Annotated in this window: 16 protein-coding genes and 1 pseudogene; all 17 read right to left on the bottom strand. The window is 33.4% G+C overall.

The window, feature by feature from the left end:
- Positions 1-17: 17 nt before the first annotated feature.
- Positions 18-1,787: a restriction endonuclease FokI recognition domain-containing protein gene (locus C231_RS0103370; protein ID WP_018659248.1), complete on the bottom strand. Its 1,770-nt coding sequence runs from the start codon at positions 1,785-1,787 to the stop codon at positions 18-20.
- Positions 1,788-1,795: 8 nt separating this feature from the next.
- Complete coding sequence (locus C231_RS0103365; RefSeq protein WP_018659247.1) at positions 1,796-2,644, bottom strand: DNA adenine methylase; 849 nt, start codon at positions 2,642-2,644, stop codon at positions 1,796-1,798.
- Positions 2,641-3,669, bottom strand: coding sequence for a DNA adenine methylase (locus C231_RS0103360; RefSeq protein WP_018659246.1), 1,029 nt, complete (start codon positions 3,667-3,669; stop codon positions 2,641-2,643). The genes C231_RS0103365 and C231_RS0103360 overlap by 4 nt, the downstream gene beginning before the upstream one ends.
- Positions 3,666-3,887 carry a helix-turn-helix domain-containing protein gene (locus C231_RS0103355; protein WP_018659245.1) on the bottom strand — a complete coding sequence of 74 codons (222 nt, stop codon included), beginning with the start codon at positions 3,885-3,887 and terminating at the stop codon, positions 3,666-3,668. The genes C231_RS0103360 and C231_RS0103355 overlap by 4 nt, the downstream gene beginning before the upstream one ends.
- Positions 3,888-4,034: 147 nt before the next feature.
- A pseudogene (locus C231_RS08800) lies at positions 4,035-4,296 on the bottom strand (DNA-binding protein); the annotation flags it as partial.
- 136 nt (positions 4,297-4,432) lie between these two features.
- A complete protein-coding gene (locus tag C231_RS0103345) occupies positions 4,433-5,275 on the bottom strand; it encodes a nucleotidyl transferase AbiEii/AbiGii toxin family protein (RefSeq protein WP_018659243.1) in 843 nt (280 codons plus the stop codon).
- A complete protein-coding gene (locus C231_RS0103340) occupies positions 5,272-5,859 on the bottom strand; it encodes a type IV toxin-antitoxin system AbiEi family antitoxin domain-containing protein (RefSeq protein WP_018659242.1) in 588 nt (195 codons plus the stop codon). The genes C231_RS0103345 and C231_RS0103340 overlap by 4 nt, the downstream gene beginning before the upstream one ends.
- 481 nt (positions 5,860-6,340) lie before the next feature.
- Positions 6,341-7,903 carry a recombinase family protein gene (locus tag C231_RS0103335; protein ID WP_018659241.1) on the bottom strand — a complete coding sequence of 521 codons (1,563 nt, stop codon included), beginning with the start codon at positions 7,901-7,903 and terminating at the stop codon, positions 6,341-6,343.
- The gene (locus C231_RS0103330) at positions 7,893-8,324 is read right to left on the bottom strand and encodes a recombinase family protein (RefSeq protein WP_018659240.1); all 432 of its coding nucleotides are present in this window, start codon (positions 8,322-8,324) and stop codon (positions 7,893-7,895) included. The genes C231_RS0103335 and C231_RS0103330 overlap by 11 nt, the downstream gene beginning before the upstream one ends.
- Positions 8,321-9,877: a recombinase family protein gene (locus C231_RS0103325; protein WP_018659239.1), complete on the bottom strand. Its 1,557-nt coding sequence runs from the start codon at positions 9,875-9,877 to the stop codon at positions 8,321-8,323. The genes C231_RS0103330 and C231_RS0103325 overlap by 4 nt, the downstream gene beginning before the upstream one ends.
- A gap of 61 nt (positions 9,878-9,938) precedes the next feature.
- Positions 9,939-10,148, bottom strand: coding sequence for an SHOCT domain-containing protein (locus C231_RS0103320; RefSeq protein ID WP_018659238.1), 210 nt, complete (start codon positions 10,146-10,148; stop codon positions 9,939-9,941).
- A gap of 147 nt (positions 10,149-10,295) precedes the next feature.
- Positions 10,296-11,264, bottom strand: a complete 969-nt coding sequence (locus C231_RS0103315; protein ID WP_018659237.1) for an N-acetylmuramoyl-L-alanine amidase — start codon at positions 11,262-11,264, stop codon at positions 10,296-10,298.
- Positions 11,254-11,667 (bottom strand): phage holin family protein, encoded by a 414-nt coding sequence (locus C231_RS0103310; protein WP_018659236.1) that lies wholly within the window; start codon positions 11,665-11,667, stop codon positions 11,254-11,256. Before C231_RS0103310 ends, C231_RS0103315 begins: the two co-directional genes overlap by 11 nt.
- Before the next feature lie 33 nt (positions 11,668-11,700).
- Positions 11,701-11,862 carry a hypothetical protein gene (locus C231_RS08550; protein ID WP_018659235.1) on the bottom strand — a complete coding sequence of 54 codons (162 nt, stop codon included), beginning with the start codon at positions 11,860-11,862 and terminating at the stop codon, positions 11,701-11,703.
- A gap of 8 nt (positions 11,863-11,870) precedes the next feature.
- Positions 11,871-13,223, bottom strand: coding sequence for a hypothetical protein (locus C231_RS0103300; protein WP_018659234.1), 1,353 nt, complete (start codon positions 13,221-13,223; stop codon positions 11,871-11,873).
- Positions 13,223-15,184, bottom strand: coding sequence for a phage tail protein (locus C231_RS07715; protein WP_018659233.1), 1,962 nt, complete (start codon positions 15,182-15,184; stop codon positions 13,223-13,225). The genes C231_RS0103300 and C231_RS07715 overlap by 1 nt, the downstream gene beginning before the upstream one ends.
- Positions 15,184-15,843, bottom strand: a complete 660-nt coding sequence (locus tag C231_RS0103290) for a hypothetical protein (RefSeq protein WP_018659232.1) — start codon at positions 15,841-15,843, stop codon at positions 15,184-15,186. Before C231_RS0103290 ends, C231_RS07715 begins: the two co-directional genes overlap by 1 nt.
- Position 15,844: the final 1 nt, after the last annotated feature.

The raw sequence follows: 15,844 nt of genomic DNA, 5'->3' as shown, positions 1-15,844 counted from the left end.
TTCCATATTTAACTTTATTAAATCGAATAATGACTTTCTTCTTCAGCAGCAATTTTAACATTACTGTAATCCGTAAAACTACCTACATATATCTCATCATTATCATACATCGTAAATGAATCAACATAAGATAGTCTCCCAGATTTTAATTCTTCTGCAAAATAAAGTAAGTTTTCTACATTTATAGCTCCACCATTTACTCCAGTTCTATTAGCTATATGCTTCAAATTGTTTTTAAAGTTTCCCTTAAAGAAAGATGATACAAATAAATAATTAAAGTCTTTTACCTTCTCATCAAAGCTTTCCCACCATTTATTTGAATTTATTTTTTCATCTCTAGTTTGATTTTCTTCGATATATCTAATCATTTCATCTGCTTGATTAATAGGTAAATTATATCCAGTAGAGTAAGACTTGTTATCAATGATTACGCCATTTATATCATAAGATATAATTCCATCTGGCTTTCTGCTTTCTCCTAGACGCACACCCTTAAACTTAAGCTCATTTATTAAAAGATCGATTGTTTGAATTTCAAAATCTCTATTTGCAGTTCCGTCATAAGCTAAGTCAATTAGAGCTAGATATCTGTGGTCAACATATTTTAATTTATTTCTTACTTTATCCTTTAGTTCTAATACATTTGTCTTAGAAATTTTTGTTCTAGGTATTTCTAATTTTATTATATTGTCATCTATCACATAGCCATTTCTACTATGTTTTAGTGATAGACCAATAGCTTCAATGACTTTAAGCTCATCTTCTATAGTTGTGATGTTCTCTTTAATATCATTTTCTAATAAATAGGATTTTATATTTTCCAAATTTCTTTCTCTGTTATTAATTGCTTTAATTATGTGCCCACGTCTATTTCTAATATAATCTCTATCTTTACCCTTAGTAGCTAGCATTTGCCAATATACTATTTTATCTGTCTTTGGATATGAAGATAATCCCCTTGCTCTTTTAAGTTCTTTAATACCCAGTAAAGTAATTCTAAATGAATGACCTATATTAATTTTATACTCAATATTACCTATTTTTGTTGATACTTCTTTTGTAACTCTTTGCACAAGCCCAACCTTAGATAGCCAGCCTGAAATCATTCTTGCATACTTATCTGCTGACCCTTCTGTATTTGAACGAATACTTGCTTTGTCTTTATCAGCTGCTAATTCTATTGCTTGGATATATAAATCTTGAGGAATTGATGTAAAACCAGCTTCTCCAAGTCCTCCTAATTGCTTACCAAGTTCAAATTTTGTTAGATGGTCTCCATTTTCCAGTAAAGTTAAAATTCTTACGGCTGGTGGATATGACAAAAAAGCTGAAATTAATATTTCTTTATCTGGGTCTTCAGAATTAGATTTTACAAACTTTTCTCCTAGTTTTGTTATAGAGACTGTATCTTTTTCTGTATCATAATCTAAAAGTCCGATGGATATTCCCCATCTTAAAAATCCATCAGCAGTCCAATCATCTGTATAAGCTCTACCGCCTTGTGTTGTAATGGCAGCTTGAACAATACCACTACACTCTGCATCAGCTCTTTTCTGACCTGATTTTATACCATGACCTTTTAATAAAACATAGTCCATTTCAAGTGGATCTTTTTCCAATTCTGAAATAAGTTTATTTTGTAAATCTAAATCTTTTACTAATTTAGGAAGTTTAGTATTTAAGATTTCCTTGTATATATCAGAATTTTTATCAAAAACAGAAACTACATTTTTTAAATTTTCAAAACTTGATGGATTTTGTATCCAGCCTAATGTTCTTTCTGCCATATTTCCTCCTAGTAATTTGTAATCAAAACTTCTTTGGTTTCACCTAGCTTATTACGTTGATAATTACTGTTTGAGTAATTTATCTTTAACAAGTGAACTTTGTATTTTCCACTCCACTTTTGTAACTCTTTATTAGCTAATCCATTATTAAAAAATACATTTGATAATGCAAACTTAATTTTTCTATCATTTAATTCATCTAATATCTCAAATAAAGCTAGATCATCATCAAGAGTCCAGCCTTCAAACCCTCTTTTACCATCATTATATGAACCTACAGAGCTTCTATAAGGGGGGTCACAATATACAAAGTCTGAACCTTTAATCTTAGAGAAATCAAATTCTTTAAAGTTTTTATTGCTAAATTCTATATTGAAAAGATTATCTCTAAAAGAAGTAAGTCTATTTTTCATATTTTCATTAAAACTACTCCTATTAGTTCCAGCGGGGTTATTATAGTCATGATTTGAATTAAACCTAAACTGGTAATTAAAGGAATAACACATCAAAACATATAGCAAAAGCGGGTCTTTGTTTTTATTGTAATATTCTCTAAATTCATAATATGATTCTTTATTTTCTTTAGATAGATTAAATTCACTTATTACATTATCAATATTTCTTAACAGCTCTTTGCTATCAGTCCTTTTAAACATTTCTAAAATTTCAATTACAAAATAGTTTATATCATTAGCTATTTTTCTATCAGCTTTAACATTAACAGAAACATCTAGACCACCACAAAATACATCATAGAAAGTATCTATATTTTGAGGAAACAAAGGCAATATTTGAGCTAATAATCTATGTTTATTTCCAATATAATTGAATGGTGATTTTATATAATTTTCACTCATAGTTGCTCCTTTTCTACAAAATATAATACTTCTTTCAAGTTTTTATTCTTATTTGTTTGGGCATTCTTATATCTTCTGTAATCTATAAATTTATAGCCCATAGTACTTTTCTTTCCATATTTTTCTAAAATACTAATAATATCATCATGGGATAATAATCCCTCTGTGTTATAACTAAGAATAATATATCTTGAATTAGTCTTCCTAATTAAATCGTCAAAAGCATTTAAAACCGAATCTTTTCTACAATAGTCACTTTTTTGTTCAGAATAATCTCTTAATCCAGTTACTCCTTTTATTTTAGGAGAATCATATTTAGCTATTGTTTCTAATACATGATAATTGGGCAAGTACTGTCTTTGATTATATGGTGGATCGAAGTAGGCTAAATCTGTTTTTATATTTTCAATTAATTTATTAGAATCTTCATTATATGCTTGTCCTACTGAATTATTAATTGATAAATCTACATTTTTTAATTCTAAATTATTTAATGCTCTTTTATCCCAGTGCTTTAAATAAGCTCCATATACACCAGTTATATTACTTACATAAGGTACTGCTTCTATAAGACACGTAAGTAAATAAAAATACTCGTCTTCATTGATAAGAGAATCGTTATACCAATTTTCAATTTGAACCCTAATTAAATCAATTTTTAAAGCATTTTCTTCTGTGAAATACATCCTTCCACTCTTAGGACTATAATTTTGGTATATAAAACATTTTGATTGGTTTATGTTCATATTTCCCGAACTAAGATTATTTAAATACGCTATTGGGTCTGATACACCTAGACTTTTAAACTCTAATTTAGAATTTATCCCAACTGTTCCTCTTAATAGAACATAAGAAAAATACATCAAATCGTTAGATATAACATCATATCCGAAATTTTTAAATTCACGAGAAACTACTCCTGAACCAGCAAATACATCTGATATACTTTTCACATCTATTGTTTTTTCTTTAATTAACTCTATTATATATGGTATAATCAGCGTTTTGCCACCAATAAATCTCATTTGATTTCCTCTTCGTTCTTTCTTTTGTATTCAATAATATCTCCAATATCACATTGAAAATACTCACAAATCTTTCCTAATGTTTCCAAACTTACTTTTTCGTCTCTTCCCATTTTTGCAATTGTCTTGGGTGTAGTTTCTATTGCACATTGTAAGTCTGTTTTCTTCATATTTTTATCTATTAATAACTTCCATAATTTATTATATGAAAATCCCATATCATTCTCCAATTCTATATTTTACCTTTCTAAATGTATAGATTAACTACCTAATTATAGCATATAACACAGATTCCTTTCAATTATATGATTTACCGCGTTAAACTGAACAGAAAAGAATAAAGGCAGTCCGAAAACTGCCGATATTTATTTCTCTGTACCTTTGTTATGGTCTTTCTTATTTGACTTACTTTTGTCATCTGCCTTAAAGCTTTTTATTTGCCATAATATAGGCTTTTTATCTTTATCTTTACTCTTTTACTTGTTCTTTTGCTTTTAAGAGCTTAGAAGACAAAATATGGACATTCTTATGTTCCTTTCCATTGCTATCAATGCTTGTTTTTACTTGTCCAAATATTTTAACAAAATCTCCTTGTTTTAAGTTCCCTAAATCTTTAATCTGATTTCCTAGAAAAAACAATTTTCAAAAACATATTTATTCTAAAATTCTCTAACCTTTAAGTAAAAAAAAGAAGCAGAGTAATTCCACTTCTTTAATCCTTAATATTTTCTTATCTATAATTTGCCAGACAGTGTCTGTTAAATTACATCTCATTAATCCTATTTGAAATAATTATCACTACACCAAGAATCTTATCAAAGGTAAGATCTCCAATATACTTATTTTCACCGAGATATACTACCCACAAGGATCTCAGGTATGAATCTTCTTTTATGTCCTCGATTATTTCCTTATAGTCTTTCATTATCTCCTGACTTCCTCTTTTGTGGGAAGTTCTTTCTATTGCTTCTTTTAAAATTTTATAATCTATATCATCTTTTTTTAACTTGTAGAGGGTGTATAGGTCGTAAAAGTCTCTCATTCGTGTTGTTGTTATATTTCTTCTGAATATGGTTTCGTATTTTTCAGCTAAAATTGTTTCTAATGGGTATGCCATTATTTTTATATCTTCTTTACTAAAGATACAAGGATAGGTATATTCTATTTCCCTTGGTGTTATTGCATCTCCTGTTGTTAGGTCTAGTTTCATAGGATTTTTAGTCTTCCCAACATTAGCTATTAGTGAAATTCTAAAGTTTTCGTACTCGTCCTCTTCCCTAATATAGCTGATGTCTTTTATTTCAAATTTTATTCCATCATCTACATTGATATTTATAATTTCTTCTACGATTTCTTTTATTTTTTCTTCTTTTAGGGCTATGCCTTTAATGGTTGTGTCCATGTCCATAGTTGTTCTATTTTCTATCCCGATTAAAGAAGATATAAGAAATCCTCCCTTTATTATAAAATTATTTTTGTACTTTGATTTAGATAGCCTTTCTAAAAATCTTTCGAAAAAATATATTTGCAGAACTTCTTGGGATTTCAGATTTTTCTTTTTTGCCAGACTTCTTATCTTGCCCTTTATACTCTCGATATTAATCACGATAATACCTCCATATATTTCCTAATTTCATCTTCTATTTTAAATAATCTACTGTATTTTATGAGTCGTCTTAGGTTTTTATTTTGTGATTTAAAGTATCTTTTTATGGCTTCTGTAAAAATTTGCTTATCTATTTTTTCTCTTTCGATTATGATATCGCAAATTGTTCGATCTATATCGTAAACCGGAATAAGGTTGCCTTGTGGTGATTTTATTTCTGTCTTTCCAAATTTGTATAAATCTTTTTTTACATAGTGAACTTGTAGATCTTCATATCTTTTTTTGATATGGCTTGCATTGTAACCTTGGGGGACAGATATATGAAATACATTTGGAGTTCTGTCTGATAGGTCATGAAGGTAGAGGGCTGTTTGATGGGAAAATATAATTCGATTACTATTTGATGATATTAAAACAAAATCGTCTATAACTTTTCCTTTTAATTGATATAGTCCTGGTCTTAATCTTTCTAATTGTCCGATTTTTGTTAATTCTGATAAATTATGCCTAGTATATCCAAGTTCTTCTGCTTCTTTGTTAGTTATTACTAAATTTTCTTGTATATATTCTTTAAGTGTATCCATAGTCCGCCCCCTCTCGTTTACGCTTTTATTATATGTTATAAAAGCGAATATGTAAAGCTGGGCTATGAGTAATTTATATTTTGAAAAGGATGTAACGAATCCTTACTCCCTTCAATAAAAAAGAGCAGCCTTTTAAGCTACTCTTGTAGAAAGTACAAAATGAGTTAATTATATTTTTTGTGTTTCCTCATACTAGTCTCAAAACTACTCTTACATCCATGTAGTTTTTTTGAGTCTTTTTGACGTATCCTTCTTCATCTTTATCAAAGACAAAATGCTTATAAAACTGCTTAAAATGCAGGATTTCTAAGTTTACATCTTTTGTATCAACGCTATAGTCTCTACATGGCTCGAGTGAACGGTATGGATAATATTTTGATTTTTTAAGAAAGCTAGTTCTTGGTAACTTGTCGACTATTGTTTATTATACCAAGCAAAGCAATACAAAAGACAGCCTTGAATCCTACAAAGCTGTCTCCTGCTATCTGTCTATTTCAACCTCTAGGCCTGATTTAAAGATTACCTTAAACTCCTCTTCATAGACTTCTATTCTCTCAATCAATTTTCTTACTAGGCTTTCATCATATTCATATAGAATCATTTTTTGCTGATTAAGGAAGACTTTCATCTCCTGCAATCGGTTTTGAGTAGCCTGTTCTTCAGCTAGTCCTAGTAGAATATTTTCTTTTTCCTCTCTTAATTCTTGCACTCGATTTGCTAGGTGACTATAGTCTTCTTTAGCATTTGCTACCTTCAACAGTTCCTCTTGCACCTCTAACATTTCATTATCTATTTCCTCAATTTTCCCTTCTGGATCTTTTGAAATCACTTTCTCGATGTTCTTGTTAACTATTTCTTTTAATTCTATCTTTTCCTCAATCAGTCTGTTAATGGCATCAATTGTTACTTGATGGAGGTCTTCTTCTTTAATTGTGTCAGCGTTACAGGCCTTCGGTCCTTGTTGAACTCTGGTACAACAGCGCCAAACTGTAGATTTCTTCCCCCTATTATTCCATTTTATTCTTCTGTAGATATCGCCACAATTGGAACAATAAACAATACTAGAAAGTGCATATTTACTTGAATAGACTCTTCTTTTACCTTTGCCACTTGTCATATTTGCACGTCTTAGCTTTTCTTCCTGAACTCTCATAAAGATTTCTTTAGGAATAATCGCTTCATGGCTGTTTTCTACATAATATTGAGGGGCGATTCCATCATTCACTACTCTCTTTTTGTTTAAGAAATCAACCGTATAGGTCTTTTGTAAAAGGGCATCGCCCATATACTTTTCATTGGTTAGAATTTGGTCTAAATTTGAAATGTGCCACTTTTTATTCCCTGCTCCATTTAAAATTTTATCTTTTTCTAGTCCTTCTTTTATATCTCGTAGGCTACTTCCTTCCAGGTACTCCCTATAAATCCTTTTTATTATCTTTTCTTCTTCAGGAACAATAACCAGTTTACCATCTTCGTCCTTAGTGTAGCCTAGAAATCTGTTGTGATTTACAGTTATCTGTCCTTGCTGGAATCGGTATTGAAAGCCTAGTTTAACGTTTTGCGATAGGGATTGACTTTCCTGTTGTGCAAGGGAAGCCATGATAGTAATAAGAACCTCTCCTTTAGCATCCATGGTGTTGATGTTCTCTTTTTCAAAGTAAACAGGAATATTATGTTCTTTTAGTTTGCGGATGTATTTTAAACAGTCTAGGGTGTTTCGTGCAAATCGACTAATTGACTTAGTAATTATATAGTCAATGTTGCCTTTTAAGGCCTCTTCAATCATTCGATTAAAGCCTTCTCTTTTCTTCGTATAAGTTCCACTTACACCCTCATCAGCAAAAACACCAGCAAACTCCCATTCGGGATTCTTCTTTATAAAAGAAGTGTAATGCTCGACTTGTGCCTCATAGCTTGTTGCTTGTTCATCGCTATCTGTTGACACCCTTGCATAGGCAGCAACTTTTAATTTCTTTGTTTCCTCTTTAGTAATCGTGTTCCCTATTTTCTTCTTGGCTGGAATAACAATGACCTTACTGTCCATATCCATCACCTACTATCTTAATCAGTTCATATTGCTTTATCGCTCTTTCAATGGGCAAGTCTGGTAGGATCTCAACTTTGTCATATTTAAACTTTGTAGGTATTGGTGATACTTTGTCTTTCTTCAAAACTCCTACCTTTCCTAAAGCGTTAGCTCTTTCTTCAAGCATTTGTTCTGCCTGTTGAAAAGTCTCTTTATCGATAATTTCAGGATAGCCATGTTCGCCAATATATCTTTTGTTCTTCAGCATTCTTCTAGCTTTTGCATGATTTCCTTTAATTCCTGCCTTCTTCAACGACTCCTGTTGACTACATCCTTCTAGGTAGGTTTGAAAAAGCACTTTTACTTGCTCAGCTTCATCTTCTTTAACTACATATTCTCCATCTTTAATTTCATAGCCATAGGCTATTTTTCTTATCACTCAATCATCTCCTCTCTTAAAGAAAGACCACACTTCAGTTTAAATTCAAAGCTTTTCCTGTCAATAACTAGAATTTCATCAACTACTTCTTTAAAAATCTCCTCTGGATAATCTTGATGCATATTTGCTTTTTTCGTATAGCTTATAAGTTTCTCTAATTCCTCTACATGTTTTTTGTTTCCTAAAAAGGAATTTTCAAGATGGTCTTTTCTTTCCTCAAGCAACTTATATTCTTGGTCTATCTCTGCTTTTTCCTTTGAATAAATGGATGGTTCCAATAACCCACTTGTTATCAAGGTTACTAACGTTTGCTTTCTTTCACTTATTTTTTCTAGCTCTTCATTTAGTTTTGCTAATCTCTCTACTGCATCTTCCGTTTTGCTGTTCTTTAAAGCCTGCAATAAGGGAAGCAGAATCTTCTCATGGCCAAAGATAAGTTTGTTTATCATCGTAGTAAAACACCACTTAACATCTTCATCTTTAACGTATTTCATAGAACACTTATTGATGTCTTTTATATGCTCGTTACAAGCCCATGCTATAAAATTTCCACTTGGCTTGTAGTGATGTCTTCTTCTAAAAGTTCCACCACATTCAGAACATCTGATTTTTCCTGAAAATTCATATCGGTTTTGGTATTTGCTTGTATTATCACCATTGCCTTTCTCCCTTGCTTTTTGCCCTAGTAATCTTTGTGCTTTTTCGTAGTCCTCTCGAGATATAATAGCTTGGTGATTATTTTTGATAAGATACCGATCCTTTTCACCCTTATTTCTATGCCTTTTGAATTGGTCATCTGTATAAGTTTTTTGAAAAAGTACATCGCCTATATACTTTTCATTTTTCAACATGTCACGTATTGTAGTTCCACTCCACTTCCCTCCTCTCTTGCTTGAAATCTGCTTTTCATTTAGTAATTTAGCAATGTCATGTACTCCTTTTCCTGAAAGATATGAAGCAAAAATCTCTTTTACAATTTTTGCTTGTTCTTCGTGAATGACCATTTTCCCATCACAGTTTTCATATCCATAAGGCGGATAGACAATAACAAAGGTACCATTCTGAAATCTTTTCTTTATCGACCACTTTTGATTTGCTGATATTGACTTGGACTCACTTTCTGCTAAAGAGGAGAGAATCGATAGCATGAGTTCACTTTCCATTGACTTTGTGTTTATTCTTTCCTTTTCAAAATAAATGCCAGTATCGAGTTCTATAAGCTCCCTTACTATTTCAAGAGAGTCTATTGTATTTCTTGCAAGCCTTGAAATTGATTTAGTCAATATAAAGTCAACCTGTCTATCTTTGCAAGCTTGTAATAAAGCTGATAGCCCGTCTCTTCCTTTCTTTTTTGTTCCACTAATTCCTTCATCGAAAAAAAGTCCAGCATAAATCCAGTCTGGTTCTTTTTCAATCAGCTTTTCATAATGAGCTTTTTGTGCTTCAAGGCTCATTAGCTGATCTTCATTGCCAGTAGATACCCTAGCGTATGCAGCCACTTTTAATTTCTTTTTCTCTGCACGTTTTGGCTTTATCTTTGTTATCTTTTTCATTCGCTCCACCCCCTTTCTTTTGATGCTATATTCCCGTACAAATAGCTATTTATCAAGTTTTCTATTGATATAAGGGAGCAAGGAAAGGAGCGAATGCCTTCATGTTTTCATTCCTGATTTTTCGGTATTCTTCTAAACTAATCTCCCCTAACAGGAAAAGTTCTTCTATTAGTTTTTGACTAAGAAAAAAGTCAAGTTCAGAATCGAGTTCCTCCCTTGTATATCCCTGAGGGCTTATTTCTTTTTTACTATTTAACTTTTCTACTCGCATAATATACCTCCTGTATCACAGGCAAAAGAAAACGCCATGTTTTTAACCTGTAGTTCTTTGCCTTTTATTTCTCTAGACCGAGTGGGAGGTTTTTGAGCAAATAAAAAAAGCCTAGCAAGGAAACAACCCCACTAGGCAAATTTATATTTAAAGTAGTTCATTCACTTTTTTTTGTATTTGATTGTAATTATAACCCGCCTGCGTTAATCTCCTTTTTCTTTCCACGCCATTACCCCATTTCCCGTTGATGACTTCTCTAGCAATGATGTCGACCGATTTCTTTCCTACAGAGATGATTTCATTCACTTTTTCCTGAACGGTGTTGTAGTCATAACCAGCCTGGCTTAATCTCCTCTTTCTCTCATCCCCGTTACCCCACTTACCATTTATCACTTCTCTAGCAATCGCATCAATCGACTTCTTAGTCTTTTCTACAGGGTAAACTTGCCTTCCACTACCATCAAACACCCTATAGCCTTTATACTTATTGACACAGGCCTTCGCGTTATTTAAGTTTCTAAAAGCCCCCTTTTGACTCTTAGCATCCTGCCAGGTCTTTCTTACACGATATAGCTGATTAGATTTTATAGAGTTAGGTGCTTGAGTATTACCCCTCAATCTCTTATTCACTTCCCTTGAAATATATGGGAAGAGACTTCCAAGATAAGGACCTGGACAATTAGTGTTTGAATACCATTCGTGTTTTTGAAGTACTCCGTCTTTACCACCTGTATAGCTACAATCCTTAATACCATTACGCCTACAAATGTCTGTCACCAAATCAATAAGAGTAGCTAAAACTCTATCACTTACTGGCCAATTACCGCCGTTTCTTGAGTTGGCGACTTCGATGGTAACAGCCCTATTATCACACCACGCACTTGAAGTACACCAGGATCTATTTTTCTCATCAACGACTAAAATCACCTTATTGTCATTGCCAATTCCATAATTACAAGATGCCTGTCTTGCCCTTGGCTTAAAGATATGACCAATGGTTGCTGCACTAACAGCACCTGCTGTATGATGGATAGCAATCTTTGTGATGGGATGAGTCCTTTTCCCACTGTGGTTAGGACTATAATTTACTAAATTAACGAGTGGACTATTGCTCATCTTTATCCTCCTTGTCTCGTAACTGCTTCAAAATTGCCTTTAACTTTTCAGGAATAGGTAGACCTAAATGGGCCGCATTTTCTAAAATAGAAATTCCCTCATTGGATAGATAAAAGACAATGACCACTGTTCGAAGGGCGCTCCCACTTCCTATCACTTTCACATCCAAAATATTGGCAATACCTACAAGCAAAAAAATAAGGATCTTTCTAAAGATCCCCTTGAAACCAATAGCGCTAGATAGCCTTTTATCAGTGATAGCACACATGACCCCTGTAATATAGTCAATAAGAACAAAGGCAATTAAGCCATGAATGAGACCATCCACACCTCCTAAAAAATAACCTACATACCCACCAATTCCAGCTAATATAATTTGGAATGTTTTCCAGTACTCTTTCATATTCAACTCCTCCTTAAAAATAAAAAAGCTGCCTTACTTGGCAGCCATTCTTTCTTTTAAATTACTGATTTCTATATCCAACTGATCCAACAGTTTGTACACTTTGAAAATGTCATGATTTAAAGCATCTAACATTTCTAAGGCTTCATCCTTTTGCTTTTCTTTTTCAATCAATTCCCTTTCTATTTCTTTCATTTTCCCTCCTAACCTGTTTGCAACCACGACCCAGAATTATATCGATAAGATTTCATCGGTGTATTGTTATAACCAAACATGAGCACCGACCCATGATTTCCACCAGTATATTTGTGAATGATTGCTACACCTTGTGTTGATGCATAGATGTGAGCAATCGATATGCCTGTTGGGACTTTAGAATCCCAATATTTCTTCACTACTCCGATATAATCACCAGAGCTAACTTCGCCCGGAGCTGTATAAAGGCTTATATACTTTATAAAATCATAACCATTTATCCTTGAAGGATTTAACCATAAACCTTCTGCATTCGATTCTGGAATGGTGCCTATCCCAACAGATTTTTTACCAATAACGAAGGCTGGTTCTCCTTTCGGTGTTGATACAACGGTAGATATGGTAGAGAATTGATCCCCATAAGTAATTGTCCAATTTTCACTCCTTGTAATAGGGACCCTAGCTTTAGTAAAACTTATTGATAAACTCCTTCTTGTCTTACCGTCATCGCCGATTTTCCAATGGGGTGCATTAATGTTTTGTCCTGATGCATCTTTCACTGCAGTGATTTCTAAATAACCTACAGCCCTTAAAGTAGGTCCCATAGGATCTTCAATTGAGTTGGTATATCTTTTTACAGAAAAATTTTGAAGCTTAGGACTAGCATAAGACCTTGATATAACGGTCGCTATCGTTTTTGTTGTTTGATTCCCTCTATCATCAGTTACTGTCACCGTGACGGGAAGTGAACCAGATTTTGTTATTTTGGCAGAGACACTTTGGGAATTATATGTATTCCCTTGAAATGCCACATTAAAATTTCTTATCGTCGCCCCATCTCTTCCATATGCAGAGACATATATATTAACGGCATGAACATTTTGCACGCCATATAAAGAGTTCCCAAGTAAAGCTTGATTCTGCCCTGATACCGTAACACCTCCATCGTAAATCACTGGAGGTGTTGTATGAATTTTATCGAGTACTGCTGTACCAGTTCCTTTTAAATTGTAAGTTCCCGACCAATAAGCACCAGCCTCTATGGATATTGGGACAGATTTTGTCCCATCAGCATTATGAGTAATCGTCGTATTTCCACTTGCAAGGACGGTCCCATTATATGCCTTACCATAATAGGAACTTGAGTGGACGACAGAACCGTTAATCACTACTTTTGAGTTATAAAACACATACCAAGAAGCACTATAAGGCATTCCTCCGACTTTTAGCTGCCAATATATGGTGCTGGTCTTTTTTACCTTATCCTGTGACACGGTGTTCCAGTCCAGTTGAACATGGACACTGTTACTGTAAGAATCATAACGCCATGAATTTGATTTGATTGAGCCACTCTTTGCCATTATAAAACACCTCCTGTCCATCTAAATATCGTAAATTCACTGCCATACTTATCCGCTGTATGGTTTCCAAAACCGATGGTTTTTGTGACATATAAAGAAGTAGCTTCAACATTTCCATCTTTAAATGTCATAGTTTCTTGTTCATTAGAAACGATAGATATCCCGTCACTTCCAACCCTCACCTTATTTAAATCCCCAGATGAGCCCCATTCAGTATAGGTGTTTCCTCTCTCATCCATTCCACTGACAATCTTTGCTGATAATTCTTCGATGTTGACCCTGTTGTTTTCTATATTTTGCTTAAGGCTTGAAAAGAGTAACTCAAAGTTTGCCTCATTCTGTTCAAATCTAGTAATACGCTTGTTTATCGCTTCATTGTTGGCATTGTAATCAGGAATGGATACCTTTTGAGCAAGGAGAGCTTCACTTTGCTCTTTAGAAGATTGATGGTCCTCCTTTGTGACAAAATCTTTTTTTACAGTCTGAGTAATGGAAACATTGGAGGATAAATCCAAACTTGAACCAACATCGGATGCTAGTTTATCTGCAGTAATGGATTTAGCACCAATCCTGTCTCCATTAATCATGCCATCAAGAGTCATCCCCACTGTGTAAGGTCCTTTATAACCATTGGTAGAACCAGCGATACCATTCATATTAATTTGAAGAATTTTAGTAGCCGTTTCTTTATCCATGGTATCCATGTATAAATCTCTTAACCACCTGCCATTTTCATCATATTCTGTAAGCTTATATCCCCCAGCCGATGTGGTCATTTGACGATTTAATTCATCAATCATGGATTTAATTTTTGAGTAATCCTCTGTCCTTTTTTGATTGATTTCGTTCATCATAGTTGAGTAGTTAAAACTTACACTTTGTGTAAAACCAACCTCTCTTGATTCACCTAAAGCAAGTCTCATATCTCCTGGTCTTTGAAGGGGGATGGTTTGCTTAAGAAGTGGGAATACTTTATCCATCCCATAATCTTTAGAAATGCATCGTATCCTATCACCGATTTCTATTGAGTCATATGGATAGCCAAGTTCTGAAAGATCGAGTGCCGTAAGATTTAAAGTTAAGCGTTCAAACTGGCTTGTTGAAAGATACTCCTTTGCCTTACGCTGTAAATTAGAGGGAAGGGTGACATTTTGCCAATTGACCACTTTGGCAATAAAACCAAATCGATCTATTGCATCGTTTGATTTGACAAAATAATCGCCATTATTAACCGATGACACATTGACATATTTTGTTAAAACGCTATAAGCTTCATCCTCCCCAGTTTCTATTTCTGCTCCTAGTGGCAAAATTGCCGTGACCAGTTCCTCTGAGGATAAGTTATCTGAATAGTCCATAAGGTTATGGCCAAACTGTATCGTTTGATTTGACAGCTTTCCGTAATCGCTAATATTGATATAGTCAAGAAGGAGCTTATCTTCTACAAATCGAAGACGTAAAAAACCACCTAGCCTATCGATTAGCTTTGACTTGATCGCTTCAAAGGTGGTTTCATAATTGGTCATTCGATATAAGGAGTCGTTTGTGTCAGTCACTGTTACAACACCCAGTTCCATCTTCTTTTTATCTTCCACTTGAAAATTGTGCTCCCTAAGTAGGCTTTTTAGAAATTCAAAAACAGAGATATTTTGATAGGTCCTCTGTGGTTGAATGGAATCGGCTAAATAACTTAATGCACCAGCGCATGTGACCTTCTTCTGGCCATTCATATCCTTTTCAATGGTTCTGATGTCACCATGAAAAATCTTCTTTTCTTTTTTATAAACGCTAATAATCCCTAATCGATTTTGAATTTCTTCATATAAGAAGTGGTCTTTCGATATGGTAAATTCCAAAACACCTGCTGTATTTAATTCTAATTTAAGTTCTGGATCAATTAAAAAACACCTTTCATCATTAGGATAGAAAAGTGTCTTCTCATCGTATTTAATTTCATACATTATAAATCACCCCTTTTATAGGATATTTCTATCTCTCCTCTTCCTTTAAAGGAAAGAGTCACTTTATTTTTACCTTTTATTTGAGGGATGATATTTTCTCCATCATAGAGCTTATATTCTTTCTCATTAAATAACACTCTCAAATTCGATGACTCCCTCACCGTAAAACTAGGCTTAATAAGCATATTCATTTCTTCATTCAAGTGGATTCTAGCTGCAGTCCTTGATTTAACGCTTTGAATGATCCTTACACCTAATCTCTCGATGTCTTCCTGGAAATACTTGTAAGGATCAAGAACATAAGAAATCTTAATAAAGCTGTAGTTCTTGTCTGTACTTAACCCATCAACTTGAAACCTACCATAATAAAAATATTTGTCATCAACCATGAGCGTTCGCTTTTGTCCATGAACCTCATTTAGTAAGTTTTGATAGGCAGGTTCAAATTTCTCAATATCAGAAATCATAAATTCTAAACTTCCTTCTCGGGTAGCGTATAGGACTTCTTCCTTATCTTCCAACTCAATCGCACCCTGAACTCCTGGAATTTCAATATATGAAAATCTAGGACTTGGAAGATTAATAATGGGCTTAGAGGTAATAACCAACCCCAAGTCTTTATATAAATGGATCTCTCCTATTTTTACTTCATACTTCATC

The sequence above is a fragment of the Allofustis seminis DSM 15817 genome, assembly GCF_000374325.1.
GTDB classification, from domain to species: domain Bacteria; phylum Bacillota; class Bacilli; order Lactobacillales; family Carnobacteriaceae_A; genus Allofustis; species Allofustis seminis.
This window is presented reverse-complemented; position numbering and strand designations above follow the sequence as displayed.